The organism is Streptomyces sp. NPDC085937 (assembly GCF_044540535.1).
Taxonomy (GTDB): domain Bacteria; phylum Actinomycetota; class Actinomycetes; order Streptomycetales; family Streptomycetaceae; genus Streptomyces.
In genome coordinates this window covers 277,032-302,511 of the sequence record NZ_JBITSH010000009.1, presented here as the reverse complement: position 1 = coordinate 302,511, position 25,480 = coordinate 277,032, and the positions used below count along the sequence as shown (strand labels likewise).

The window sequence follows — 25,480 nt, the reverse complement described above, 5'->3', positions numbered from 1 at the left end:
GGCCCCGCGGCAGCGGGGGCGGCGGACCGCCGGGGAAACTGGCGGTGTAGGGCCCGGGTTGGTCCCGCCCGGCCGCGCCCCCCCCGCCCCGGGGGTGGGGGGGGGGGGGGCCGCGCGGGCGGGGGGGCGGACCGCCTCCCGGTTCACGCGTAGGGGTCGGGGATGACCTCGGTCGCCGACTCGAGGACCTTCTCCACCCGCAGGACCGCGCTGCGGACGGCTCCCGTCTCCGCGACCAGCACATCGGGCACATGCGACTCGTGGAAGCGGAGGTACCCGACGGTACCCACGGTCGTCGTGCGCGCGCCGAGCCACAGCACCATCCTGCGCAGGTCGTCGAACTCGTCGGGATGCGCCTCCTGCCGCACGGTCAGCGCCCAGTGCGGCCCGTCGGAGCACAGTTCGCCGACCAGCGCGCCTCCGATCCGCAGCGCCGGCCCCCTGTCTTCCCAGAGGGGGTACGCGTAGCCGTCGTCCTGCCGGCCGCCCTCCTCCCCCAGGTGCCATCGGAGCAGGGTGAGGTCCCGGGGCGGAAGTGAGCCCGGCAGGTCGAGCGTGAGCTGGAGTTCGTAGATGTCGGCCATGATCGAAAGGCTACGAGCCCCGGCCCCGTCGCCTTCTGCCCCGGACCGCCCGGGAAGGACCGGGCACGTCGAAAACCCCTCACTGGCACGTCCGTTGATCTACTGTGCCCGCATGACGACGAAGTCCCTTCCCCACCTCACCCCGACCGGCACCTGCTGGTGCGGCTGCGCCAAGAAGGTCGGAGCCGGATCGTTCTTCGCCCCGGGCCACGACAAGGTGGCGGAGGCGGCGCTGCTCGCGGTCGAATACGGTTCCTCCGTCGCCCAGTTGCTGCACGGACACGGATACGGCCCCGGACACTCGGTGAGCGCGCGTGCCGTGTCCGAGGGTGTCTGGCGGACGTGCCCGGCCTGCGACTACGTCGGCGCGCCGGCGAGCATCGCCAACCACACGAAGAAGGCGCACGCCGCCGCCGTCGGCGAACAGGCACAGGAGGCGGGGCGTTGACCGGGCCGGACTCCAGCCAGCGCGCCGACCTCGAGAAGGCCGTGCGCACGTACGGCGGTTGCTGGGACACCGAGCGCGGCCTGCGCGCACTGCGCGACGCCGGGCACGACCCGCAGGACAAGCACACCCGGCAGATCCTCCGCGACCTCGCGAGCGAAGGGCTGCTGGAGAAGGTGGAGGACCGGCCCGTCCGCTACAGCACGGTGCGGACCGGCTGAGTCGCAGCCGAGTCCGCGTCACGGTGCCCGCCGTTACGGCGCCGAAGGGGAGGCCGCTCCGCCCGCGGGGACCCGGGTCCCGTGAATCCGCTGGTGCCCGCGCTCAGACAGGGACGACGGCCTTGGCGAGGCTCACCACCCCGTCCTCCTGCGCGTCGGGAAGCGCGACGTAGCCCTGCTGTCGGTAGAGGGCGATGTTGCGGTGGCTGGCGGCGCCGGTGAACAGGACGACGCGCCGGCACCCCTCCGCCGCCGACTCCGCCCGGCGCAGCAGCCACCGGCCCACGCCGAGCCCTCGCAGGTCGGGGGCGACGGCGAGTCGCCCGATGTGCAGGTCGTCGCCCGCACGACGGGTGCGGACCATCCCGAGCAGCCGTCCGTCCCGCCAGAGTCCCGTCGTGTCCCAGTCCGCCAGCCAGGCACGCACGTCTTCCGGAGTCTCGTGCAGCGCGGGGATGGCGAGGGTGTCGTTGGCCAGTGCCTCCTCCGTCCAGCAGCAGCGCTGCAGCACGGTCACCTCGGCGGCGTCGTCCGGGCCGAGAGGCCGTGCGTACGAACCGGGGAGCGGTCCCTCCACGGCGTCGGCGCGTTCGCGCTCACGCAGGGGCGTCAGGGCGTGCGCGACCCGTACCAGTTCCGCCAGCAGTCCTTCGGCCGCGTCGGCGTGGCGCGCCTCCGGGAGGAAGCGGTCCTCCCGCATCGCGTCCGCGATACGTATCGCGACGGTCGAGCCGAGCGTGACCAGGCGCAAGGTGGTCACCACCTGCTTGGCGTGCTGGACGGCCCGGGTGCCGGCCGAGGTGTGGCCGTAGCTGACGAAGCCGGCCGGCTTCCAGGCCCACTCCGGGCCGAGGTAGTCGAGCGCGTTCTTCAGGGTGGCCGGCATGCCGTAGTTGTACTCCGGCGTCACGAAGACGAAGCCGTCCGCGTCGTCGACGACGCGGCTCCACCGGCGGGTGTGCTCGTGGTGGTGGACACCGGTCGACGGGTGCTCCTCCTCGTCCAGGAAGGGCAGGTTCAGGTCGCCGATGGCCACGGGCACGAGGTCCACGTCGAGCCCCTTGGCGACCGGGGCCAGGGTCTCGGTCAGCCATCCTCCGACGGCGGGGCCGAGCGCGCCGGGCCGGGTGCTGCATGTCAGGACGAGGATGCGAAGGCGCTTCGTTGTCATGGAAACGAAATTAGCCGCTAGATTGATTACATGTCAACGAACAAGAAGAAGTCCGAGGTCCGCTGGCTCACGGCCGAGGAGGAACGCGCGTGGCGGGCGTACCGCCGCATGGTGATCGCCGTGCAGTCGCGCACCGCGCAGGACCTCGCCGCACACGGTCTGTCCGAGCCGGACTACGAGGTGCTCAGCACCTTGTCCGAACGCACCGGCGGCACCAGCACGTTGCGCGAGCAGGCCGCCAAGATGGGCTGGTCACGCAGCCGACTGTCCCGGCACGCCACGCGCATGGAGGCGCGCGACCTCATCCGGCGCGCACCGGATCCCACCGACGGCAGGGGCTGCCTCCTCGTTCTCACCGAGGCGGGCTGGGACACCCTCCGCGAGGCGGCACCGGCCCACCTCGACTCCGTAAGACGGCACTTCGTCGACCGGCTCACTCCCGAGGAACTGGCGGTGCTGGGCGGCATCGCGGAGAAGGTCGCCGACGACGAGTCGTGAGGGCACACCCACCCCTCCTCACGGATGGACCCTCTGTCGTGGACGCATCAATTGCGGCATCCTGGTCGCCGTCCGTGTCCGCTGACATCGCCGCGCGACGCACGTCGCAGTTCGGAGACAGCATTGCGATCGATACGCATCGCCCTCGTCGGCCTCGTCGCGCTCCTGGGCAGTCTGTTCGTGGCAGCACCCGCGCAGGCGGCGCCCCTGTTCAAGGCGCCCTTCGCGTGCGGCCAGAAGTGGACCTACAGCCACCACTCGGCCGAGGTCCGGCAGGCGCTCGACTTCGTCCGCAGTGACGGCGGCGCGACCAGCGGCGCGCCGGTGCTCGCGTCGGCGGCCGGCACCGCCACCCGGCACTACGAGGCGAACGGTGCCGGCAACTACATCGTGATCGACCACGGCGGTGGCTGGAAGACCTACTACTTCCACCTGAACGCCTTCTCCGTCGCCAGTGGCGCCTACGTCGGCCAGGGACAGCAGATCGGCACCACCGGCAGCACGGGCAACAGCTCCGGCGCCCACATCCACTACGAACAGCTCCTCAACGGCGTCGGCCAGAGGATCACCATCAACGGAGCGGCCCTCGCCTACCCCGGCTCGTACGGCGGATATCACCTGACCAGCGACAACGGCTGCGGCGCGGGCCGCTACTGGGTCGACACCTTCGCCAACGCCACGGGCTACGCGCAGCCCAGCACCGCCGACGCGCAGGGAGTGCTGAACGCGGGCACCAACTACGTGTACTGCAAGGTGTGGGGCCAGGAGATCCGCGGCGCGAACGGCACGTACAACCACTGGTGGCTGCGCACGGACCTCGACGTCACCTACGCGGGCAAGAACGGCCGCGGTGCGTACGTCTCGGCGTACTACTTGTCCCGCTGGGGGAACGACGAGGCACGGGACAACGGCGGGGCGGTCATCCCGAACTGCTGACGTGCCCCCATCGGCTTCGCGGGGGCTCACTTCCCGTACGCGTACCGGAGGAACCCACCGGCCTCCGCCTGACAGGCCGCGAGACTTCAGTTCCGTCGGCGGAGCGTGGGTCGGACGGGCGGCCATGTAACCCGAAAGCCTTAAGCCTGTGCGATTTAGGGTTCCCTTCGCCAGATCCCCGCATAGCGTGCATCGCGCGGCCGCATGCTCCCCGGCACAGGGGGATGCGGCGGCGACACGCAGGGCACGGGAGACGGAGGAAGAACGGGATGACGCAGGCCGCCGCAGGAAGCCCGCCGGACGAACGGCTGTCGGGGCACCGGTGGATGGTGCGTGTGGACCCCGTCGGCCGGGGCAGCACGGAGGTGCGCGTCTCGTGCGACCGACCCGCTTGCGCAGAGCAGCGTCTGCACTCCGCGGCGGCAGGCCGTGCCGCCGCGGTCGCCCACCTCAAGGCCCATCTGCGCGCCACTCCCGCCCCGAGGGCCGACGCCTACTGCGCCTGCCGGGCCGACGGCTGCCGGACCCACACCGCCGACACCCGCCGGCAGGCGCGTACCGCACCTTGGCGGTGCGGTGGGCCGGTCGTCCTGACCGTGATCACCGACCGGGCGGGACGCTGGTGGCGGGCCCTGGAGTGCTGCTCGTGGTGTGCCGCCGACACGCCCGGCGCCCAGGTCGTGGCCACGTCCAGGCCCTCCGCACCCCCGGCCCCCGGTCGTCCGGCACCCACGGCACAACGCACGGGCCCGGCCGCGCCGCGGTTCTCCGACCGGCAGGCCACCGCCGGGAGGACGGTTCCGGCGCCCCGCGCCGTACCCGCACGGCGCAGCCGCCCGCCGGAGCAGAGGGTCGGCCGGCGTGTCATCCCACGCGACCTGCGGCCCACGTCCCTGCGGGACGAACTCGTCGAACTCGGTGACCTCTTCCGTGCCTATCAGAAGCGCGCGGAACCCGACCTGGCGATGCTGGCCGATCTCCAGGAACGCAAGGCCCGCGCCTTCCTCACCTGGTTCGATGTCAGCTGCGACACCGTCCTGCGGCTGGAGGCCCGGCGCGCCGAGCAGGCCGCCGCCGTGATCCGGCGCCAGCACCAGCACCGCACCGGCTGCGTCCCTGACGACGAGGAACCCGGCGTGGCGCGCCTGCTGACCGTGTCGACGCAGTGGGAGTACGCGCGCTCCGTCCTCGCACACGTGGCCGACCACACGCCGCTGCCCGGAGCGGAAGCACGGCTTCTGGTGCTGATGCTGACCCTGCGCACCGCGCACTCCGGCACGGGCAATCTGGTCGGCCAGGACGTCACCGGTCTGGGCCTGACCGACCCGGAGGGCCTCCTCGAGAAGCTCACCGGCTGCGGCTGGCTCGACATCCCCGGCAGCGTCGGCGACCTGCTCGCCTCCCGGCCCGAGAGCGCCACCCCGATCACCGTCCCCTCCCTGGTGCCCGACGAGAGCGGGAGGGGCCCCTTCACGTTCGGCAGGAAGATGCGGCCCAAGCTCTCCGGCTGGGCCCAGCGCGTCGTCTCGGACAAAAAGCTCCGCAAGAAGAAGGCACCGGCCGCCACCCGGTTGCTCGCCGTGACGCTGGCCGCGTGGACGGACCACGTGGGACGCCTCGGGCCCGGCGGCCAGGGCATCGACCTGAACGCCCTCGCCACCCGGGTCCCGGTGGATGCCGGCGAACTGCGTGACCTGGTCGACAGGTTGACCGCAGCGGACTGGCTGGACGACGCCGTCCTCACTGACACTCGCCTCACCGGCGGGCTGACCGAACGTGTCCTCCCCCTCACCTGCCCCCTGCCGGATTGAGGTTCCGCCCCGCGTTCCTCGCATCACCTGTCCGCTCCGCCGTTGGCGAGCACCGCACGCCGGGTCGATCGCGATGGCCGAGCCGTACGAACCGGACCACGGCGCCGAAAACGGCACCGGCCCACCCGCGACAACGCGACGAACGGGGCCCAGGAGCGCGTGTCGAAGACCTGATGCCAGCAAGTCCCTTACCGGCCAGCCGTGTTCAAACTATTGACACGTGAATTACATGGGCTTTACGTTCCGGCCATCTGAGAGCGCTCTCAGAGCCTCCCCCTGTCACGACTTGAGGTGACGCATGCCATCCCCACGCACCAGACCGGCGACCGTTCTGCTGCTGGCCTCGGCCCTCGCCGCCGTCGGCCTGGCCGGCCCGGCCGCCGCCCCCGCGGCCGCCGCCACCATCCCCGTAGGCTCCGGCAGCTACTCCGACACCCGGCCGGCCGGCACGTCCGGCCCCACCACCAACACGGGAACGCCGGTCACCCCCAAGGTGACCGCCGCCGCCCGGAACCGGCCCGTGCCGACCAACGACTGGTGGTCCTCCCTCGCCTTCCAGCGCTACGGGGACAACCCGTACTCGACCCCCATGTACGGGCACCCCCTCACCTACCAGGCCACCGCCGGCGGACTGGACGTCGGTTACCCGACGTCGCCCACGATCACCGGCGACGGCCGCCAGTACGAGTACGCCCACAAGCGCGACCTCACCATCGGGCTGACCGGCCTCAACTCCCCCGACACCAAGGCCGACGCCTGGTCCGACTGGACGGTCACCCCCTACTGGTCCGACGGCGCCCGCACCCTGCGCACCACCATCGGACACGGCTCCCCGTTCGTATACGCCAAGGGAACCGGCGGCAACGCGCAGATCACCACCGCCGGCACGCCCAGTGTCTTCGCCGACCAGGGCAACGTCCTCGGCATCACCGTCGCCGGACACCACTACGCCCTCTTCGCGCCCACCGGCGGCGACTGGAACGTGTCCGGCTCCACCGTCACCGCCGGTCTGGGCGGCAAGGACTACTTCTCCGTCGCCGTGCTGCCGTCCACCGGCGCGCTGGCGACGTTCAAGAAGTACGCGTACAGCTTCGTCACCGACTCCAAGGTGACCTGGAACTACAGCGGCGGCACCGTCAGGGCGACGTACACCCTCACCACCGAGGCGCAGGAGGGCAGCGAGCGCGGCACACTCCAGGCCCTCTACCGGCACCAGTGGCTGCACACCACGGATCCGCTCACCTCGTACACGTACGTCTCGCCGCGCGGCACGATGAAGGTGCGCGAGGCGGCCTCTTTCACCACCACCCAGAAGGCGGCGGCGGTGCTGCCCGCGCTGCCGAAGTCGAACGGCGTGGACGCCGCCCGGCTGCGCGGCTACCTGAACGACGTGGTGAACGCCTCCGACCCCTTCTCCGGGGCCGTCGACACCTACTGGACCGGCAAGGCGCTCGGCCGTCTCGCGCAACTCGTGCCCGTGGCCGACCAGATCGGTGAGACCGGCATCCGCGACCGGATGCTGAACCTGATGAAGGGCAGGCTCCAGGACTGGTTCACGGCCGGCGGCGCGAACGAGTTCAGCTACGACAAGGACTGGAAGACACTCACCGGTTACCCGGCCTCCTACGGCAGTGACACCGAGCTGAACGACCACCACTTCCACTACGGTTACTACGTCTACGCGGCGGCGATCGTCGCCCAGTACGACCCGTCGTGGGCCGCCGACTCGGCGTGGGGCGGCATGGTCAAGACCCTGGTCCGGGACACCGCCAACCCGAGCCGCACCGACTCCGCCTACCCGTTCCTGCGCGGCTTCGACGTGTACGCGGGCCACGGCTGGGCCTCCGGCCACCAGGGTTTCGCCGCGGGCAACAACCAGGAGTCGTCCTCGGAGTCGACCAACCTGAGCGCGGCGCTCATCCTGTGGGGCTCCGCGACCGGTGACACCTCGCTGCGCGACCTCGGCACCTTCCTGCTGACCACGGAGTCGGAGTCGATCGCCCAGTACTGGTTCGACGCCGACGAGCAGGTCTTCCCGTCCTCGTTCGGGCACGACACGGCCGGCATGGTGTGGGGCAGCGGCGCCGCGTACTCGACCTGGTGGACCGCGAACCCCGAGGAGATCCACGGCATCAACGTCCTGCCGGTGACCGGCGGTTCGCTGCACCTCGGCGGTGAGAAGACGGCGATCCGGCGGAACCTCGCCGAGATGGAGCGGGAGAACGGCGGGCCCGCCGTCGAATGGCGCGACCTCCTCTGGGAGTTCGAGTCGTTCGCCGACCCGGCCTCGGCGAAGGCGAAGTGGGACGCGGGCAACGGCGGCTACACCCCGGAAGAGGGTGAGTCGAAGGCGCACACCTACCACTGGATCAACAGCCTCGCCACTCTCGGCGCCCCGGACGCGACGGTGACGGGTGACATCCCCACCTCCGCCGTGTTCACCAAGGGCACGACCCGGACGTACGCGGCCCACAACCACGGTTCGACCGCCCGCACCGTGACCTTCTCCGACGGCAAGACGCTGTCGGTGCCGGCTCGGTCGACGGCGACCGGCACGGGGACCGGCTCCACGGACCCCGACCCGGATCCGGACCCGGAGCCGCCGACCGGCAACACCTTCCAGCTGCGTGGCGGTGGTGTCCTGACCACGGCGACCGGCGGTACTGCGGGCAGCGACACGATCGCCTCCGCCAACGGCGCCAACCACGACGGCACCCCGTACCAGCCCCTGGTCTACGAGGTGCGAGGCGTCAACGGCACCCTGGCCTCGGGCGCCCAGACCTCCTTCCGCCTCCAGGTCGACGCGGGCACTTCGGTCGGCCTCGGCCAGCAGGCGCGCGTGAGCTACGACTTCACCGGTGACGGCACCTTCGACCGGACGGAGACGTACCACTACTTCGCGACGGACCCGGTGACCGGCTGGGAGGAGTACACCCAGGCCCGCGGTCTCAAGTCCGCCACGGGCTCCCTGAGCAACCTCAGGAGTGGCACGGTGCGGCTGGAGGTGTGGAGCGCCATCGGCAACGGCTCGTCGAAGCTGCAGACGGGGACGGACAAGTCCGTGCTGGTGATTCCTTACAGCTGAGTTGCTGTGAGCCGTCGGGTGGGGCCGGCCCTGAGAGGGCCGGCCCCACCGTGATGGGGATAGGGTCGCGTCAGGCCAGACGCCGCAAACTCCCCGTCCCGGTACAGGAACATGGATCCACGCACCACCCTCGCCGGCTTCCCGAACGCCGCCCCGCTCGCCGGCCTCGACCGGGCATGGACGTGGTCACTCGGCCCCGTCCTGCACTTCGCGGGCGCCGTGACCGCCGACGGTCGCCGCCTGCTGCAGACCAACCAGCGCGGCCGCCACGACGAGGGGCTCGCACGGGAGGTTCTCGCCTTCGCGCGGCGGCACGAGGACGCGCTCATCGGGGACGGCCGCCCGATCATGGCCGTGCGCGGCTTCTCGGCCGCCGGTTACGCCTTCGACGCGGTGGCCCTCACGACTCCCGAGGTCCACGGCCACCACAAGGCCCAGAACCCTGACCTGACCCCCGTCACCTACATCGTCTTCCCGGCCTTCGCGTCGGAGGTGTCGGGGCGCGAGTCGCTGGAGGAGGCGCGGGCACGGTACCGGAAGATGCTGAGTCCGGCGGACATCGGCCGGGACGCGGTGCCCTTCTTGAAAGTGCGCTTCGCCAACCCGCGCACGGGCGGTGGGAGCACCAACCCGGGGCGGGCGCTGACGTATCCCCGACTGTTGCGCCAGGAGATCCCTCAACTGGACGCCGTTGCCGGAGGGTTCGTGGAGTGGGAGAACCGGGTCGGGGACGTGTGGCGGGTGGAGTGGGATCAGGGGTGGGTCCTGATCGGTGGCGGGGAGGAGCGGCGGGGGCTGAGCCTGGACGACCTGGTGTCCTTCGCCGACACCACGGTGCGCCTGACCCCGTGAGGAGTCCGGCCGCGCAACCCCCGGAGGAGCTTTCCCCGCACTGCTGTGCCCGGTAAGTTCACGTGTGCATATGAGTGTTGGCGATGTGCGCGTGACGGGGGTTGCGGGATGGCGGGTCATCGGCCGAGTGATTGGCATGTCCTTGATCTGGACAAGGACCCCACGCCCGGTGACCCGGAACGGGTGCGCAAGCTCGCGAGGTTCCTGCACGACTTCGCCGACGACGTCTCCGAGGCGTTGCGTCTGGTCAAGGGGATGGCCGGTGAGGGGACGCTGGCGGAGTGGGCGGGGAAGTCGGCGACCGTCTTCAAGGAGGAGTTCTCCGGCGTTCCCAAGAACTTGAAGAAGCTGGAGAAGTCGTACGCGATGTGCGGGGACGCGCTCGCGGACTACTGGCCGAAGCTGGAGCGGGCGCAGGCGCTGGCGGACAAGGCGCTGGTGAAGGCGCGTGAGGCGCAGGCTGATCTAACGTCGGCGAAGTCGAAGCTGGCTTCGGCGGAGTCGTGGGTGGGGCGGGCGACGAAGGAGGCCGACAAGTACAAGGACGACCCGACGGGGTCGAAGTCGGACGCGGACAAGCCGGATGAGGCGAAGGTGCGGGCCGCGACCCGGGACGTGCAGAGCGCCAAGAGCGCGCACACGAAGGCGCAGTCGGACGTCACGTCCGCGCAGGGCGCGCTGGACGCGGCGAAGAAGATGGCCGCGGACGCGCGGAAGATGCGCGAGGAGGCGGCGCGGGACGCGAAGTCGAAGATCGACGAGGCGTCCGACGCGGGGATCCAGAACCGGTCGTGGTGGGAGGAGATCGGCGACTGGTTCACCGACAACTGGGACAACATCGTCGCGGCCTGCAAGATCGTGGTCGCGGTCGTCGGCATCGTCGCGATGATCATCGGAGGGCCGATCCTCGGCGCGATCGTCCTCATCGCGGCGCTCGTCGTCCTCGCCGACACGCTCTACAAATACTCCAAAGGCCAGGCGTCCCTGTGGGACGTGGGGCTGGCCGCGCTGGACTGCATACCGGGTATGAAGGGGCTGACCACCCTCGGCGGCCTCGCCAAAGGCATGAAGGCCTTCGGCAAGACCGGGCTCAAGGGCATGGCGCTCGGGGTCCGGGGACTGGGCAGAAGCACGAGCGCCCTCGGCCGGCAGATGAAGCAGCTCATCACCCGGGGCGACCCGGTCGATCTCGCCACCGGGGAGATGGTCATGTCCGCCACGGACGTGACGCTGGAGGGAGTCCTCCCCCTGACGTTGGAACGCCACCATCGGAGTCGCACACGCGGCGGTCGTCTTCTGGGACCCAGCTGGACCAGCACGCTCGACCAGCGACTGGTTCTGGACTCCGACGGCGTACGTCTCGTGGTCGACGACGGCATGGTGCTGCATTACCCCGTCCCTGAGCCGGACCTCACCGTTCTGCCCGTCACCGGCCCCCGATGGCCGTTGAGCTGGGACGGCACGGGTGAGGGAGAGATGGTCGTGGTGCGGAGCGAGACGGGGCAGCGTATGCATTTCCGCCCTCTCCCCGGGCGGCCGGCCGCCGAGCTGCCGCTGGCCGCGATCCGCGACCGCAACGGCAACTCCGTCGACGTGACCTACGGCGAGGACGGCATGCCCCGGGAGGTCGTCCACCACGGCGGCTACCGCATCGGCGTGGCCTGCGAGGACGGCCGGATCACCGAACTCGCGCTGCTCAGCCATCCCGACCGGCCGACGCTGGTCCGGTACGGGTACGACCACCGCGGCAATCTCTCCGCCGTGTACAACTCCTCCGGCCTGCCTCTTCGGTTCGACTACGACGACGGCAGGCGTGTCACCCGCTGGGAGGACCGCAACGGCGTCTGGTACCGCTTCCTCTACGACGCAACCGGCCGCTGCACGGCCGGCCACGGCAAGGAAGGCTTCCTCGACTACACGTTCACCTACGACGACGATGCCCGTCGTACCGTGGCCGTCGACTCGCTGGGCCACGCCACCCATTACCGGTTCAACGACTCCTTCCAACTCGTCGAGGAGACCGACGCACTCGGTCACACGGTGCTTCACGAGTGGGACGACCACGACCGTCTGATCCGGCGCACCGACCAGCTCGGACGAGCTCTGCGCCTGGAGTGGGACGACGCGGGACGGCTGACGTCCGTGCGGCTGCCCGACGGCTCCGAGTCGACGGCCCGCTACAACGACCTGGGGCTGCCGGTCGAGATCACCGAGTACGACGGCGCGACCCTGCGACAGGAGTGGGACGAACGCGGAAACTGCGTCGCACTGACCACTGCCGACGGCTCCACGACCAGATTCACCCGCGAGCCCTCGGGCGCCCTGGCAACCCTCACCGACGCCGAGGGCTCCGAGTACCGCTTCCTCAACAACGCGGCCGGGCAGCCGACCGCGGCGGTCGACCCTGTCGGCGCCGTGATCACGTACACGTACGACCCCTTCGGGCGCACCGGCCTCGTCACGGACTCGTTGGGCGGCGAGATACGCCGGACCTGGTCCGTGGAGGGCCTGCTCACTTCGGTCACGGACACGGACGGCACGTCGGAGCGCTGGACGTACGACGGCGAAGGAAACCTGATCAGCCACACGGACCAGATGGGCCGCGTCACCCGCTTCACCTACGGTCCGTTCGACGTGCTCACCTCGCGCACGACCCCGGACGGTGTCCGGCACACCTTCACCCACGACTCCGAGCTCCGGCTGCTGCGGGTCACCGATGCGCGCGGACTGACCTGGGACTACCGCTACGACCCGGTGGGCAACCTGGTCTCGGAGACGGACTTCGACGACCGTACGCTCACCTACACCTACGACGCCGCCCGTCAGCTCATGAGCCGGACGAACGCCGTGGGTCAGACAGTCGTCCACGCGTACGACGAGGTGGGAGCGCTGACAGCGTCGACCCTCGACGGCCGTGTCACGACCTACCGCCACGACCGGGCCGGCCGTCTCGTCCACGCGGTGGGGCCCGACGCCACCCTCTCGTACACCTACGACGCCGCGGGGCGGGTGACCGCGGAAACCGTCGACGGCCGGACGCTCACGACCGTCCACGACCCCCTGGGCCGTCCCATCGCCCGGACCACGCCGAGCGGGGCCGTCACCAGGTACGCCTACGACCGGGCCGGCCGGCGCACCCACCTGACCACCGCCGGCCGCACGCTCACGTTCGCGCACGACCTCCTCGGCCGGGAGACCGCCAGAAGCTACGACAGCGGTCTCGCCCTCGCCTCGACGTGGGACGCCCGGGGCCGTCTGACCAGCCAGGAGATGACCGCTGCCGGACGAGCGGCCCCGGTGACGCAGCGGACTTACGCCTACCGGCCGGACGGCCATGTCACCGCACTCGCCGAGAGCGGAAGCGGGCGCCGCGCGTTCGACCTCGACCCCTCCGGCCGCGTACTCGGCGTGCGCGCGGAAGGGTGGACCGAAACCTACGCCTACGACGCGTACGGCAATCAGACCCGGGCATCCTGGCCCGACCGGGGTCCCGCACCGGAAGCCCAGGGTGACCGCGTCCATCAGGGCAACCGCGTCGTGCGCGCGGGCCGCGTCCACTACGAGTACGACGCGGCCGGCCGCGTGGTGCTGCGCCGCCGGGTGCGGCTGTCCCGCAAGGCCGACATCTGGCGGTACGCCTGGGACGGTGACGACCGGCTCACGTCGGTCGTGACACCGGACGGCACCATGTGGCGCTACCTCTACGATCCGCTGGGCAGGCGCGTCGCCAAGCAGCGCCTGGCCGCCGACGGGCGCACGGTGGCCGAGGAGACCCGGTTCACCTGGGACGGGCCGCATCTGGTGGAGCAGGTCACGGCGCACGCGGATTCGTCCGAGGTGTCCACGCTGACCTGGGAACGGGACGGCGTCCGGCCCATCGCCCAGGTCCGGCGCTCCGCCCTCGCCGACGCGCCGCAGGACGTCGTCGACGAGCAGTTCCACGCGATCGTCACGGACCTCATCGGCACCCCCACGGAACTCGTCTCCGAGGAGGGTGAGGTGGCGTGGCGCTCGAGAGCGACGCTCTGGGGGCTCACGCCGGACGAAAGCCCCGGCGCCTCGACCCCGCTGCGCTTCCCCGGCCAGTACGCCGACGCCGAGTCGCAGCTGCACTACAACTTCTTGCGCTACTACGACCCGGTCGCCGCCACCTACGTCAGCGCGGACCCGCTGGGCCTCGAGGCGGGCCCCCACCCTCGTACCTATGCGCCGAACCCACTGACGTGGTTCGACTACCTGGGCCTGCTGACGTGTGCGGAGAACGCCGCCCAGCTGGCCAAGAACCTCGCGCGCGAAGGACGCGGCAAGGGGCCGGGACAGGCCGCCGCCCACCTCGTACCGTCCGGCATGAAACGCAACAAGGCGGCGGACACCCGGGCCCTGCTGGAGAAGTACGGCGTCGACATCAACGATGCGGTCAACGGCATCCCGCTGGGGCATCCCCGGCCGCACAACTTCACCCACCGCAAGGACTTCCTGCTGCGCCTCAACTCACATCTCACCGACCTCACGGAGACGATGACGGAGGCCGGACACGGTGCGCGCGCCATTCGCAGCGCGCTGCGCCGGGAACTACGCTCCATCGGGCAACAGGTCGAGAAGGAACTGGCGGGAGGGCAGCCAGGTTCGGGAGCGGTCTGGACGGCATAGGTCGACAGGCCGGTTCCGCCCCGCCGACGAAGATGAAGGGTGACCCGATGACCGGAACGCCGGAGACGAGCCCGGCGGTGTACCGACTGCTGCCGAAGCTGGCCGAGTACCGGCAGCTGAGCCCGGACGGAGGGGACCTTCGCCGGCTCAAACGCTGGCAGCGGCTGGGCGCGGAGGAGGACCGGCCCGTCCGGTTCCGGACCGAATGGGCCGGAGAGCGGAAGTGGTCCAAGGGAGATTTTCCCTCGGGTTATCCCGGTGCCCCGATTCTGAGCCGGCGCCTCGTCGACCGGTTCGGGGCCGATGCGCTGCGGACGGCGGGCAGCCTGGTGCCGGTCGAGATCGACGACGCGGCGAAGGACGAGTACTGCCTGCTCCTGGTCGACCAGGTGATCGACTGTCTGGACCTACGGAGGTCCTCGAAACCGAAAAAACTGAACGGGGAGGTCACCAAGGCGGTGTACCGCGCGGACGCCCTCCCTTCCCACCTCCCGGCATTCCGCCTGCCGCAGTTCCCCGGGGCCGTGCAGTGGACCGGCTGGGCAGCCGAGAGGCTGGTCGAACTCACAGGCGACCAGATCGAAGCGCGCCTGTGCTGGTCCGGCGATCCGACGGCGGTCCCGCACCCCGACCCGTGGGGCTTCTAGGCCCTGTGTCGTAAGTGGATCTTGGGCTGTGAGTGATCACGGTTCGTGGGTCGGGGAGATCTCGGACGAGCAGTGGGCGGTCAAGACATGGGAAGAGTTTGACGCCAAGGCCGCCGTCGGCAACACCACCACGATCACCGACGGCGGCCACCCGGGCACCGGCCTCGACATCCCGCACCGTCGGCAGCGCGGCCAGACCGAACTTCCGGCCTGGAAAGAGGAACACAGCCAGTCCCACAAGCAGGTCCGCGCCCGCGTCGAGCACGTCTTCGCCCGGATGAAGACCGGGAAGATCCTGCGTGACTGCCACCTCAAGGGCGACGGCGTCCATCACGCCATGCTCGGTATCGCACGGATGCACAATCTCGCTCCCGCCAGGTGGACAAGCGGGCCGAACGGCGGCCAACCATGCCCGAGGCAACCCGGAGATCATTTACGGGACAGCCCTTGGCGGGGGCCGAGCACCCTGCACACCGCGGGTCGCGCCGTTCCCAGCGGACGCGTAGGCGCCGGAAGCCGTGCAGCCAGGCGATGGTGCGTTCGACGACCCACCGGTGCACTCCGAGCCCCGAACCATGAGGGGCGCCGCGGCGGGCGATCACCGGCTTGATGCCCAGAGCCCACACGAGCTGACGGTACGTGTCGTGGTCGTAGCCACGGTCGCCGAGCACCACGTCGGGCCGCCGACGCGGCCGCCCGACCAGGCCCGTTCCGGCTCCGGCAACAACGGCGCGATCAGCGACCACAGTTCGTCCGACACGATGCACGGACGAGAGTTCCTCTTCCCCACGAACACAGCAACGAGCATCTGAGCCGACAGTCACACCATCAGCGACTTCTGTTAGGCCCTCCAAGGGGCGGAACGCCGGGCTTGGGCGCGGGCCGCGCGGGCACGGTCTCCGCAACGGGTCGAGCACCAGTGCCGTCGTCCGTGAGTGCGCAACAGGAACCGGTTGCAGGGTGCGGAGCCGCAGGTCGCCAGAAGATCCGAATCCGGCCCGGCGAGAAGGTCCGCCGCGTCGGCCGAGAGCACGGCCAAGGCATGCGTCAGCACCTGACCGGGCGTGGGTCGTACCTGCACCCGGTGTGGACCATTCGCTTCATCCCACTGAAGAATCGGAGCGGTGGGAGCCGCCATGAGTGCCTTGTTCACCGCATCCAATGACTGCGCCGGCGGCATGCGTGCGGTGGTCCGCGCGGTGAACAAGGCGCGTACATGGCCGCGCAACGCCCTCAGGCCTTGCACGCATGCGTCGTGCAGTTGGACGTCGGGCGCGGTGAGGCCGTGCGAGGCGAGCCAGCGCTGGGTGGCCTCGGGAGCCGGCAACAGATCGTAGGTCCGCTCCCGAGCAAGTTGGCCCACGGTATTGGCGAAGTCCAGGGAGACGTAACGGTCCGCGCCCGGGGCGGTGGGCAAAGGACGGTGGGCCAGTGCGAAGGGGGTCTGCTCATCCACGGCACTCATGTTAACGCTTGCCTTTTTCCGTGACTCCTGCCACTCTTGATCTCACGGATAATGAGGCTGTCATTCGTGAAGAAGGATGGCTTCTGCTGGGGCGTGTGGCCCCTCTCATGGGCCGGACCAGCCGTCGCGGAGCGCTCCGCCGGACCAAGGGCGGCAGCCCGAGTTGCCTCTGCCTTCGGTAGGCGCCGAGTGGCCTCCCGTGTGCGTCTTCGATCGGGACCAGGCCGTGCAGAGGGCTGCTGATCGCTCGCGGCGCAGCCCAGCCTCGAGATCCGCAGCAACAACAGCACCTGGGACAACCGGCTGTGCCCTCGCTCACGCATGGAGTCGAGCGCGTGCCAAGGAGGAAACGAACACGATGAACCCCTACCACTCAGGAGCGCTGGCCGTTCAGGCCAGGGCTGGGGTGAGCCAGCGGGCAGCCTATGTGGGAAGCGTCGCCTTCAGCACCTCACTCTTCCCGATGTTCGGTCAGTTTCTGGCGATGCAGCCGATGTTGGTGATCGGCGCCGAGGACGCAGACGGGCAAGCTTGGTGTTCCCTGATCACGGGCCGGCCTGGGTTCATGAAGGCCGATAGCCCCGACGTGATTCAAATCCAGGCCGATGTCCTACCCGATGATCCACTCGCGATCGCCCTCGGGTCTGGCTCAACGATGGTGGGCACGACGGCAATCGACCCTCGCCTTCGGCGACGCATCAGAGTGAACGGGACGGCAACGCCCAGCACGCACGGCTTGACCGTTCACACCGAGCGCGTCTTCGGCAACTGTCCGAAGTACCTGCAGCGACGTGAGTTGCTGGAGGTACCGGACGAGTCCGGAACCGCGCCGGCTGAGGCGCCGGCTCCGGATGTACGGCGCTCCACCCGCCTGACTGGCGTTCAGCAGTCATTCATTCGAGCCGCCGACACCTTCTTCATGACGACTGTGGCTCCTGGGGATGTCGAAGCGAGCCACCGAGGAGGAAATCCGGGTTTCGTCGAGGTGGTCTCACCCACCTCACTGAGGTGGTGCGACTACCCCGGTAACACCATGTTTTTGAGCTTGGGCAATATTGAAATCGATGGGCGAGCCGGACTGCTGTTTGTCGACTGGTCCACCGGTACCACGATCCAGTTGACGGGCCGGGCACGCACTACGTTCTCCGATGACGGCACCCGCTCTGTCGGGTTCGATATTGCACAGATCGTTGAGGTTGTGGCGGCAAGCCGACTGCGTTGGTCAGAACCAATGTTTTCGCCGTCCAATCCCCCGGTGTCATGCTCGCCCGGACGGTAGCTAGGAGCGGACCTTCCGTTCGCGGACCGGCATAAGGGTGCTGTCCACGATCCACAACCGGGCGGCCACTCGAGTGTCAGGCCAATGTCTCCGCCGTCCCGCTGACCGGGTCCGTCGCGCTTGCGTCGGACCCGGCTGCAGAAGCACGTCAAAGGCTCGAAGCCCGTTCCCCAGTGGGGACCTGGGCTACTGGGTGACCTTGTTGCCCGTAGGTCCGACGGCGAACCAGGTGTTGTCGACTCCCTGGCCGTTCAGGTCTCCTGGCTTGACATCGTTCGCGAACCGGTAGACGGGCCACCCGCCGACGGTGATCTGCAGGTTGCCATCCTGACGGCGGACGGAACCGACGTTCTCCGGGTCGACACCGGCGAGGTAGACCTTGCCGCCCTCCTCGATGGTGACGGGCGGCCACTTGGCGGCGCATGCGTCGTTGCAATTCGACGTCGAAGGATCGGCGGTGTCCTTGTCGAAGCGGTACAACGTCGCCTGATTGACGTTGATCAAGTGCGGTGAGGACAAAGGAGCCGCTACTGCCGTCATCTGAACCCACTTGGGCGGAGTTTCCTGGACGACAGTTCCCGTGACGGTACCCCCGTTGCCGTTGAGACCGGCATCCTTCGCTGTGGAGTCCACCACCTGGAGAGCGGAGTTGTCGCCGCCCGCACTCGGCGCCCCCAATGAGTTCGGGTCCTGAGTGCCCGAGGCGGAAGGCGTGGCGGGCTGGTCGCTGCTGTCCCCTATGTCGATCGTCTTTCCGCAGGCGGACATTCCCACAACGCTGAGGAGGACGAGGGCGGAGGAGGCGACGGCGCGGCCGCCGCGCCGACGGGGGGACCGACGCAGGGACGGCGGGCCGGGAAAAATCTGGTTCATACCTCAAACACGAGACCGGCGGGGTCCAAGGTTCAGCCGGCTGGATCCCAGAACGCCGGCTCGTCGATGAACGGTCCGTCCTGCTCGTCTCGTGTTCCACATGCAGAGCGCACCACCGCAGCAACTCAGGAAGGCCCCGATGGCTACGGACGTGAACATACCTGGGGATGAACTCAGGGAGGCGCAAAACATGTTGGGTGTCGTGCACGACACCATCGACATCGCAGGCAGCAACGTCGACTTCGACGAGGTCTTTGGGCCGGAGCTCTCACGGGGGTCAGCCCAGAACTTCGAGAAGAGATGGGAAGACGGCAAGTTCCAACTGCGACGACAGGTGGAGGGCATCCGGGATGCCATCGGCAGCATCCTGGACGCGTTCGAGAAGACGGACCAGGACGCCGCAGCCAGGCTTGACGACGGCGGTGCCCCGTGAGGTGGGGTTCGGTGTCACATGATTGCCGCCACAGACTGGGCATGACGTCGGACATGGCGGAAGGACTCGGCGACCGATGAACGGCACGCATCGCTTCCTTCTGGACTTGCCGGATCTGTGGGACCACATCGACTTGAGCGGGAACGAGCTCGCGAAGGTACGGGCGGGGGCACTGGCTGCGACCGCTGACCCACGGGAGAAGGCTCGTATCAACGACATGTTCCGCCAGGCGCGCGAGGTGTCACGCGCGGCGCGGCGTCACGGAGCCCTGTTGGCCGCAGGGACGGCCACGATGTACGCCGAAGGGCTCTTCATGGCGTACGGCATGGTCTTCGCCGTCTCGACGCCTGAGGGCCAAGAGCTGACACTCCCTGTCTTGTCGGCGCAGATGGGTGTTTCCTCCCCGGCCGGTGCGGCGCCGAAGGACCGGCACATCACCGCGGTACGAACGCCCCACGTGGGCCAGGTTGCCCGGGTAACCGGCACCGAGGTGACCCGGTTGACTGGCGATATCGACGTCGAACTGCTGACGATGCACACCATGATGCCGGTACCGGACAGGGCCGGAGACTTCCTCGTGGTGACCCTTGCGAGTCCCAACCTCCCACTGAAGGCGGAGGTCTTCGATCTGTTCGAGGCCATCACCAGCACGTTCCGCTTCGTGTCCGAGGACGGCGTCGAGATCGGACCCGACGGGCGGAGTCCCGCGGCGTGATCGCTGTGTGACGATGCCGCGAGGGGCGGCCGGGGCGTGTGCCCCGGCCGCCCCTTGGTGTTACGCCGGAAACTGACTGTGTCGTGCAGTGGTGCGAGAGAGGTGCACCCCGACGGGGGGAGGGGTGCACCTCTCTCGGCCGGCGGGGTTTCCCACGGCCGGCGGGGAAGAGGTGCGACCCCAACGGGGGGTGTGGGGACGCACCTCCGGTCTTGGCGCCCGGCTTCAGGGGCCGGCGTCCGGATCAGGAAGCGGCACTTGCACCGAGCGTGTCGTTCCGTCGCCGAGATGCAGCAAGCCCCTGCCTGGCTGAGGCACTTGGCCCACGACGCCACGGGTGAGCTTTACGCCTATGACCTCGCCGTCGCTCAGCCCCTGTGGTGACAGGAGCATCCCCGTACGGTTGCGCTTCACCTGCCCCATCCAGCCGGCCAGGCTCAGCGACAGCGACTCGGCGTTGCCGGCTGCCATAACGCCCCAGCCGTCGCCTGCGTTACCACGCGCGAGCAACGCGAGGTCCGGATCGATCTCGGCGCCCATGAACAGCTCGGCGTCGTCCACCACGATGACACCGTTCGGCTGCGACACATCGTTCAGAGCTTGACGGAAGGCGTTCACCGAGACTTCTGGATCGGTGAACACAGCAACGACTCCGGGGCGATTCTCCAGGTCCCGCAGCGGAGAGCGACGTGGGGCGAGAACGATCAGTCCAGTGCCGGAGGCCAGGAGCGAGTGCGCCGCAGTGAGCAACGCGGTGCTGCGTCCGGTGCGTGGTGGACCGGCGATGACGAAAGTCGGCACGTCCGAAAGGTCGGGGCCGAGTGAGGTGAGGACGTCCCCGCCAACCGCCACCAAGGGGCGCATGGGACCGCCGGAGGTGTGCAGATTCATGGCATCCGTGTAGGACAGGCGCTCGGGGAGCACATCGAGACGCAGCGCGCGCCGTCCCTCCGGTACCTCGGACTCACGCTCGGTCAACTCCCGGCCGAGGTGCTCGAGGGCCTGCGCCTGAGCCGTACCCGAGAGATCCTGATCCAGAACAGCGATCTGCAGTTCGCAGAGATCCTGGGTCCGCAGTGCCCGGCCCGCCGGCGGGTCCGTCGGCGCGGACTTCGTGGGGATACCGACGGTCGAGTAGTCCTGGCGGTCATTCATGCGGAGCACGACCTTGTCCTCCGTCGTGCCCGAGAACCTGCTGTTCCCGAGGACCCGGTCGCCGGCCAACACGACGTGGATGCCTGCCCCCGGTCCGTCGCGGAGCAGACGCAGCATCCGTTCCATGTAACTGCCGTTGTCGAAGGAGGTGAACTCACGCTCGAAAACCTCAAGCCGGTCGACCATCAGCACGATGTGCGGGGACCTCTCGCCAGGAGGTTGTGACATACGAAGTTCTGCGAGATCCGCAGTACCACGGACGCCCAGCAAGGTCTGCCGCGCGCTGAGTTCGGCGTTGAGCCGGTCCAGCAGGCGCCCCAGACGCTCGGTCTGGTTGCGGTCGACCACCGCACCACAGTGCGGGAGCGAGGTCAGTGCGTTGAGCGCGCCGTTGCCGCAATCGATACCGTACAGGTGTACGTCGTCGGCGCCGTGGGCCTGGGCCAGTGCCGCGGCGAGAGTACGCAGTGCCTGAGACCGACCGCTGCGAGGCGACCCGATGACGTGTAGGTGGCCCGATCTGTCGAGGTCGAAGAACAGCGGCGAACGAGTCTGCGCGGCCGGCAAATCGACCAGTCCGAAGGCGACGGGAGGCAGGGCTGCGTCACGCTCGGCCGCCGGTTTCGGTGCGGCGGGTGGCGTCCAGGGGAGCTTTGTGGGCAGAGGAGGCAGCCACGGACTGGCCTGGAGCGGAATCTCCGCCTGCTTCGCCGCTTGCGCGAGCGTGTTGACAAGGACAGCCAGGTCGGTGACGACTTCCGACTGTGCCGGGGAAGAAGCAGTATCCCGCGAACCGGGTTTCGGCAGTGGGCCGCCGAGAGCGGACCAAGGGATGATCTCGGCCCTGATGGGCGCCTTGCTCCCCTCGTCAGCCTGGCCCGCCGGACGGCGACCGCCGACCCGGCCGGCCTGGAAGGGCAGCAGGGCGGACGGCCCGAGTCTGGCGTAGGCCCGCCCCGGGTTGGACGGCGAGATGTCGCCCGAGTCTGGCGCGTCGATCACATCTCGGCTCTCGCCGCCGTCGGTTGTCCGCAGCGCGATGCGAAGGTTGGTGTTGGCGCGTATGTCAGGGGTGACGGCACCGCCGGGGCGCTGCGTCGCGAGAACGAGGTGGATGCCGAGCGACCGGCCGCGCTGCGCGATGTTGACGAGGCCTGAGATGAAGTCGGGCAGTTCACGTGCCATGGACGCGAATTCGTCGATGACCAGGAGCAGCCGAGGCAGAGGCGGCAGAACGTTGCCCCCACGGGACCGCTTGTCGAGATAGTCCTCGATGTCCTTGGCGGACGCCTGTGCCAACTGTGTCTCGCGACGGCGAAGCTCAGCTCCGAGGGACACCAGCGCCCGTTCGACGAGCTGTGTGTCGAGGTCTGTGACCAGACCGACGGTGTGCGGCAGGTCGGCGCACTCGGCAAACGCGCTGCCGCCCTTGTAGTCGACGAGCACGAACGTCATCTCGTCGGGCCGGTTCACCACAGCCAGCGTTGCGACGAGTGTCTGGAGAAGCTCCGACTTGCCGGCGCCGGTGGTACCCGCGATCAGGGCGTGTGGTCCATCCCGCACGAGATCGATGGCGAACTCTCCGTCGTATCCGACCCCGAGCACGGCGCGGGTGCTGCGGCCGTTCAGTGACCAGCCGGCCACCACCGCGTCGGCGGACGGCGGCTCCAGACCCAGAAGGTCCAGCAGGCGTACGGAGCCGGGCAGAGCGCTCTCGTCGGAGTTGCCCACACCACGCAGCGGAGCGAGAGCACGACCGAAGTGCTCGTACCAATCAGGTTCTGGCGAGTCGGTGCGTACGTCCTTCACGGCCGCAGCGGTGCCGCTGCGGACCTGGGAAGTGGGGGCGTCCGGCTGTGTCAGGACGACTGCGCCGCATTCCTCCGGAAGCAGCCGCTCTTCCCGGTCTATGCAGATGATGTGGACCCCCACCGACGGTCCGTCGCGGAGCAGACCGATCACTCCAGGGAGCGATCGCGCACGGCGAGCCTGCTCCAGGACCACGAGGATGTCGGGGTAGCCGTTCACGCCGCCACGGACCAGATCCGATCCGGCGGCGACGCGGGCGGCGACAATCTGTCCGAGTTCGCCGATGCGCCGCGCCAGGGAGTCGGCGGTACTGCCGACCAGGACGTGTGCGTCCTCCCCCTGGGCCTGGGTGTGCGGCAGCCAACGGGTCCAAGACCAGTTACTTTGGCCCTCTGGACCAGCCAGCACGACCAGGCGCAGGTCGGACGGGCTGTGCAGGGCGGCGGACTGGGCCGCGAGCCACGCGGCCAGTCGGGACGCGCCGGGACCGGCGATCCCCGCCACACCGGCCTTGCGCAGCTCAATGGCGACGGGGACCTGATTCAGCAGTGGCACCGAAGTACGTCGGTGCTCTTCCTCGGACGGGTCCTCGACACTCGACGATGAAGGCAGGTCGGTGGTACCGACTCGGACGGACAGGAAGTCGGGATCCTCCCATCGACGCTCCCACAGCCTCTCCATGGGCTGCGAAGCCATCTGCAGGAGCGTGGCCGGGTCCGGCAGCGCCAGTCGCAGCTTGTGCTGCTCCTCGAGCACAGCGGTGTCGATGTCCTCCGCAATGCGTGCCAAGGCGCGCTCGTGTTCCTCCTTCTGCTCCAGGTACTTGAGCATCGCTTGCTTGCGCCCACCGAACTGGGTGAGCAGCGCCGCGATCGGTGACAGGAGAGCGATGAACACGAAGGTCCAGCGCTGGGTGACAAAGATGGCCACGGCCGCGCTGCCGGCGGGCAGCAACAGGATCGGCAGGAGCGGAATGGGCCGCTTCTCCGGTTTGACCGGGGCGTTGGGCAGCCGAAACCTCGTTCCGGAAGGGGATGGCAGGAACCGCGGGGGGCGGTTGAACTCCAGTCCCAACCCGTCCTCGGCCGGAGTCAGTGGGGCTTTCGCCACCTGACGCGAGGACAGCTCCAGAAGGATGTCGCCAACGGCCAGCTGACTGCCTTCACGCCAGGGGGCCGGCGGCTGAGCCTTCTTGCCGTCGAGCAGCGCCATGTCAGCCGTCAGGAGTTCGGCACTCGCGTCCACCCGGACGCGGACGCGGGCCGCAACGGACGGAGATCCGTCGGCGAGGCGGATACGACACGACGGAGCGCTGCCGATGTCGTAGTCACCCGGAACGAGTCGAAAGACTGTCCCGGCGCCAGGGCCGGATACGACACGAATCTCGGTACGGCCGTCGGGCTCGGGGGTCTCGGGTACCGGGGTCCCCAGGCCGATGTCCATGCCGTCCCGTATTCCGGCCGCTTGCAGGGTTGCCTGAGGGTCGACGGGGCGTGCACCCACATAGAGAGTCAGGCCCAGTGCCTCGGCGTCACTCGAGGTGTTTCCTACGGCGCGTTGAAGCTCCGCCGCAAACGGGCCCGCCAGAGCCGTCGGCTCCGTTTCGACGACAACGGTGGTCTGCACCCCCTCGACCTCTGGGTCATGAACGCTGACGGTCAATCGCACTGTTCATCGTCCTTCTGCTCTGGAGGTAGGGGTGACACTGGTCGCCGAAACGGCGGCGGGCCGGGCGGCGAATCAGCCGAGATTGGCGCCGAGCTGGTTGTCGGTCTGGTCGAAGGCCTCACCCACGGCCCGGACGTACTGGCTGATCCCCTGAAGGCCCTGGTTCACCTGCTCGAACCCCCTTGCGAACTCGTCGAAGAAGGGGGAGAACTTCTGCTGGGCAGCGGGAGTGCTGTATCCGTTGGCGAGCAGCGTTGTGATCTTGCCCCGGACCTCGTTCAGCTTGTCCTGGAGCTGGGAGAAGTCGGCGAGCAGAGCCTGGGAGGTGCTTGCCGTTTCGTCCGAGTTTACGTTGAACGTAGGCATGGTGATTGTCCTTGGTGAGAGTTGTTTGTTGATCCGTCCACCCGACCTTGGGTGGAAGCCTGTGAGGGAGCCGCGACGGGCTCATCCGGGGTTGTTGAGTTCGCCCTTCCGCGGAATGGGAGGAAGGGGGGTCGCCGCATCCCGCGTGCCGGTCAACGTCCACTGCGACGCATTCCCGGAAGCCTGATGCCCGTCCCCCGGAGGGGCATCGTCGGCAAGTGCAGCCCGCAGCTCCGCGCTCGACACGTCCATGGACAAGGAACTGCCGTGGTTGATCCGCACCTCTGTGTCCTCGGACAACAGGGCGTCGAGCAGATCTGTCAGCGCGATGGGCAACAGTCGTGGCGCGCTCGGTGGCCCGTAACCCGGGTCGGTGAGCACGACGACGAACGTCTTGCCGCTGTCGTCCCGGTACGCCGTGGGGAGTCCTTCCGAACCCGAAGGAAGATAGACGGTCGCCTCCCGCAGTGCGTCAACGAGCGCAGTGGGCGATCCCTGACCGGTCACTGCACCGAGCATGGCGGTGCTCACCAGGTCCGACGGTGCGACGACGCCCGGTTCGGCGTCGTGAGACGCAGTGGGGGGCGGCCGGTGTCCGGGGTTGGACACGAACTGTCCCAGGGCGCCCTCCCGGCCTACTGGCCATGCACCGATCACCGCATGTGCCGGCACGGGGCCGTACTGGTCGTAGCCCGGGTCCAGCGCATAGCGCCAGCCCTCGTTCTCCGCAGGCTGTTGCGGCGCTGGCCCTTCGACGTGACCGTTACGGGGAGCATCAGCGGGTCCGTCGGTCTGGGGGACGTCGTCACTCATGTCG

Annotated in this window: 20 protein-coding genes and 2 pseudogenes; 14 read left to right on the top strand and 8 right to left on the bottom strand. The window is 69.1% G+C overall.

Features of this window, described 5'->3' with window-relative positions:
- Nucleotides 1-143 precede the first annotated feature (143 nt).
- Nucleotides 144-584, bottom strand: a complete 441-nt coding sequence (locus ACIF8S_RS21005; protein ID WP_400000756.1) for a hypothetical protein — start codon at nucleotides 582-584, stop codon at nucleotides 144-146.
- A 112-nt stretch (nucleotides 585-696) separates the two neighbouring features.
- Here ACIF8S_RS21005 and ACIF8S_RS21000 point away from each other — a divergent pair, with 112 nt between their 5' ends.
- The gene (locus ACIF8S_RS21000; protein WP_400000754.1) at nucleotides 697-1,032 is read left to right on the top strand and encodes a hypothetical protein; all 336 of its coding nucleotides are present in this window, start codon (nucleotides 697-699) and stop codon (nucleotides 1,030-1,032) included.
- The gene (locus tag ACIF8S_RS20995) at nucleotides 1,029-1,250 is read left to right on the top strand and encodes a hypothetical protein (RefSeq protein WP_400000753.1); all 222 of its coding nucleotides are present in this window, start codon (nucleotides 1,029-1,031) and stop codon (nucleotides 1,248-1,250) included. The genes ACIF8S_RS21000 and ACIF8S_RS20995 overlap by 4 nt, the downstream gene beginning before the upstream one ends.
- A gap of 103 nt (nucleotides 1,251-1,353) precedes the next feature.
- On the opposite strand, the gene ACIF8S_RS20990 is transcribed toward ACIF8S_RS20995, so the two are convergent.
- A complete protein-coding gene (locus tag ACIF8S_RS20990; protein ID WP_400000751.1) occupies nucleotides 1,354-2,421 on the bottom strand; it encodes a GNAT family N-acetyltransferase in 1,068 nt (355 codons plus the stop codon).
- A gap of 30 nt (nucleotides 2,422-2,451) precedes the next feature.
- On the opposite strand from ACIF8S_RS20990, the gene ACIF8S_RS20985 reads away from it, so the two are divergent.
- From ACIF8S_RS20985 to ACIF8S_RS20950, 8 genes and pseudogenes are all read left to right on the top strand, one after another.
- Nucleotides 2,452-2,919, top strand: a complete 468-nt coding sequence (locus tag ACIF8S_RS20985) for a MarR family winged helix-turn-helix transcriptional regulator (protein ID WP_400000749.1) — start codon at nucleotides 2,452-2,454, stop codon at nucleotides 2,917-2,919.
- Between the two features lie 123 nt (nucleotides 2,920-3,042).
- Nucleotides 3,043-3,855 (top strand): M23 family metallopeptidase, encoded by an 813-nt coding sequence (locus ACIF8S_RS20980; RefSeq protein ID WP_400000747.1) that lies wholly within the window; start codon nucleotides 3,043-3,045, stop codon nucleotides 3,853-3,855.
- A 269-nt stretch (nucleotides 3,856-4,124) separates the two neighbouring features.
- A complete protein-coding gene (locus tag ACIF8S_RS20975) occupies nucleotides 4,125-5,666 on the top strand; it encodes a hypothetical protein (protein ID WP_400000745.1) in 1,542 nt (513 codons plus the stop codon).
- 298 nt (nucleotides 5,667-5,964) lie between these two features.
- On the top strand, nucleotides 5,965-8,751 hold the full coding sequence (locus tag ACIF8S_RS20970; protein ID WP_400000744.1) for a glycosyl hydrolase: 2,787 nt from the start codon (nucleotides 5,965-5,967) through the stop codon (nucleotides 8,749-8,751).
- Nucleotides 8,752-8,862: 111 nt separating this feature from the next.
- Nucleotides 8,863-9,603, top strand: coding sequence for a hypothetical protein (locus ACIF8S_RS20965; RefSeq protein WP_400000742.1), 741 nt, complete (start codon nucleotides 8,863-8,865; stop codon nucleotides 9,601-9,603).
- A 183-nt stretch (nucleotides 9,604-9,786) separates the two neighbouring features.
- Nucleotides 9,787-14,253, top strand: coding sequence for a DUF6531 domain-containing protein (locus ACIF8S_RS20960; protein WP_400000740.1), 4,467 nt, complete (start codon nucleotides 9,787-9,789; stop codon nucleotides 14,251-14,253).
- A gap of 47 nt (nucleotides 14,254-14,300) precedes the next feature.
- Entirely contained in the window at nucleotides 14,301-14,900 is a 600-nt protein-coding gene (locus ACIF8S_RS20955; RefSeq protein WP_400000738.1) for a hypothetical protein, read from the top strand.
- An 82-nt stretch (nucleotides 14,901-14,982) separates the two neighbouring features.
- A pseudogene (locus ACIF8S_RS20950) lies at nucleotides 14,983-15,276 on the top strand (transposase); the annotation flags it as partial.
- A 106-nt stretch (nucleotides 15,277-15,382) separates the two neighbouring features.
- On the opposite strand, the pseudogene ACIF8S_RS20945 reads toward ACIF8S_RS20950, so the two are convergent.
- Nucleotides 15,383-15,607, bottom strand: a pseudogene (locus ACIF8S_RS20945) (transposase); the annotation flags it as partial.
- Between ACIF8S_RS20945 and ACIF8S_RS20940 the strand changes: the two are divergent.
- Nucleotides 15,545-15,712 (top strand): hypothetical protein, encoded by a 168-nt coding sequence (locus ACIF8S_RS20940; protein ID WP_400000737.1) that lies wholly within the window; start codon nucleotides 15,545-15,547, stop codon nucleotides 15,710-15,712. The pseudogene ACIF8S_RS20945 and the gene ACIF8S_RS20940 overlap by 63 nt on opposite strands.
- Before the next feature lie 29 nt (nucleotides 15,713-15,741).
- On the opposite strand, the gene ACIF8S_RS20935 is transcribed toward ACIF8S_RS20940, so the two are convergent.
- Nucleotides 15,742-16,356 carry a CGNR zinc finger domain-containing protein gene (locus ACIF8S_RS20935; RefSeq protein ID WP_400000735.1) on the bottom strand — a complete coding sequence of 205 codons (615 nt, stop codon included), beginning with the start codon at nucleotides 16,354-16,356 and terminating at the stop codon, nucleotides 15,742-15,744.
- Nucleotides 16,357-16,723: 367 nt separating this feature from the next.
- Here ACIF8S_RS20935 and ACIF8S_RS20930 point away from each other — a divergent pair, with 367 nt between their 5' ends.
- On the top strand, nucleotides 16,724-17,644 hold the full coding sequence (locus ACIF8S_RS20930) for a pyridoxamine 5'-phosphate oxidase family protein (protein WP_400000734.1): 921 nt from the start codon (nucleotides 16,724-16,726) through the stop codon (nucleotides 17,642-17,644).
- 186 nt (nucleotides 17,645-17,830) lie between these two features.
- Here the strand turns inward: ACIF8S_RS20930 and ACIF8S_RS20925 are convergent, their stop codons facing one another.
- Nucleotides 17,831-18,517 (bottom strand): hypothetical protein, encoded by a 687-nt coding sequence (locus tag ACIF8S_RS20925; RefSeq protein ID WP_400000732.1) that lies wholly within the window; start codon nucleotides 18,515-18,517, stop codon nucleotides 17,831-17,833.
- Nucleotides 18,518-18,656: 139 nt separating this feature from the next.
- Here ACIF8S_RS20925 and ACIF8S_RS20920 point away from each other — a divergent pair, with 139 nt between their 5' ends.
- Nucleotides 18,657-18,950, top strand: coding sequence for a hypothetical protein (locus ACIF8S_RS20920; RefSeq protein ID WP_400000730.1), 294 nt, complete (start codon nucleotides 18,657-18,659; stop codon nucleotides 18,948-18,950).
- 76 nt (nucleotides 18,951-19,026) lie between these two features.
- Complete coding sequence (locus ACIF8S_RS20915; protein ID WP_400000729.1) at nucleotides 19,027-19,665, top strand: hypothetical protein; 639 nt, start codon at nucleotides 19,027-19,029, stop codon at nucleotides 19,663-19,665.
- 225 nt (nucleotides 19,666-19,890) lie between these two features.
- On the opposite strand, the gene ACIF8S_RS20910 is transcribed toward ACIF8S_RS20915, so the two are convergent.
- The 3 genes from ACIF8S_RS20910 to ACIF8S_RS20900 all read right to left on the bottom strand — a co-directional run bounded on the left by ACIF8S_RS20910 (nucleotide 19,891) and on the right by ACIF8S_RS20900 (nucleotide 25,476).
- Nucleotides 19,891-24,297 carry an FtsK/SpoIIIE domain-containing protein gene (locus ACIF8S_RS20910; RefSeq protein ID WP_400000727.1) on the bottom strand — a complete coding sequence of 1,469 codons (4,407 nt, stop codon included), beginning with the start codon at nucleotides 24,295-24,297 and terminating at the stop codon, nucleotides 19,891-19,893.
- Nucleotides 24,298-24,369: 72 nt separating this feature from the next.
- Nucleotides 24,370-24,663 carry a WXG100 family type VII secretion target gene (locus tag ACIF8S_RS20905; protein WP_349800334.1) on the bottom strand — a complete coding sequence of 98 codons (294 nt, stop codon included), beginning with the start codon at nucleotides 24,661-24,663 and terminating at the stop codon, nucleotides 24,370-24,372.
- An 81-nt stretch (nucleotides 24,664-24,744) separates the two neighbouring features.
- Nucleotides 24,745-25,476: a type VII secretion system-associated protein gene (locus tag ACIF8S_RS20900; RefSeq protein WP_400000726.1), complete on the bottom strand. Its 732-nt coding sequence runs from the start codon at nucleotides 25,474-25,476 to the stop codon at nucleotides 24,745-24,747.
- Nucleotides 25,477-25,480 lie beyond the last annotated feature (4 nt).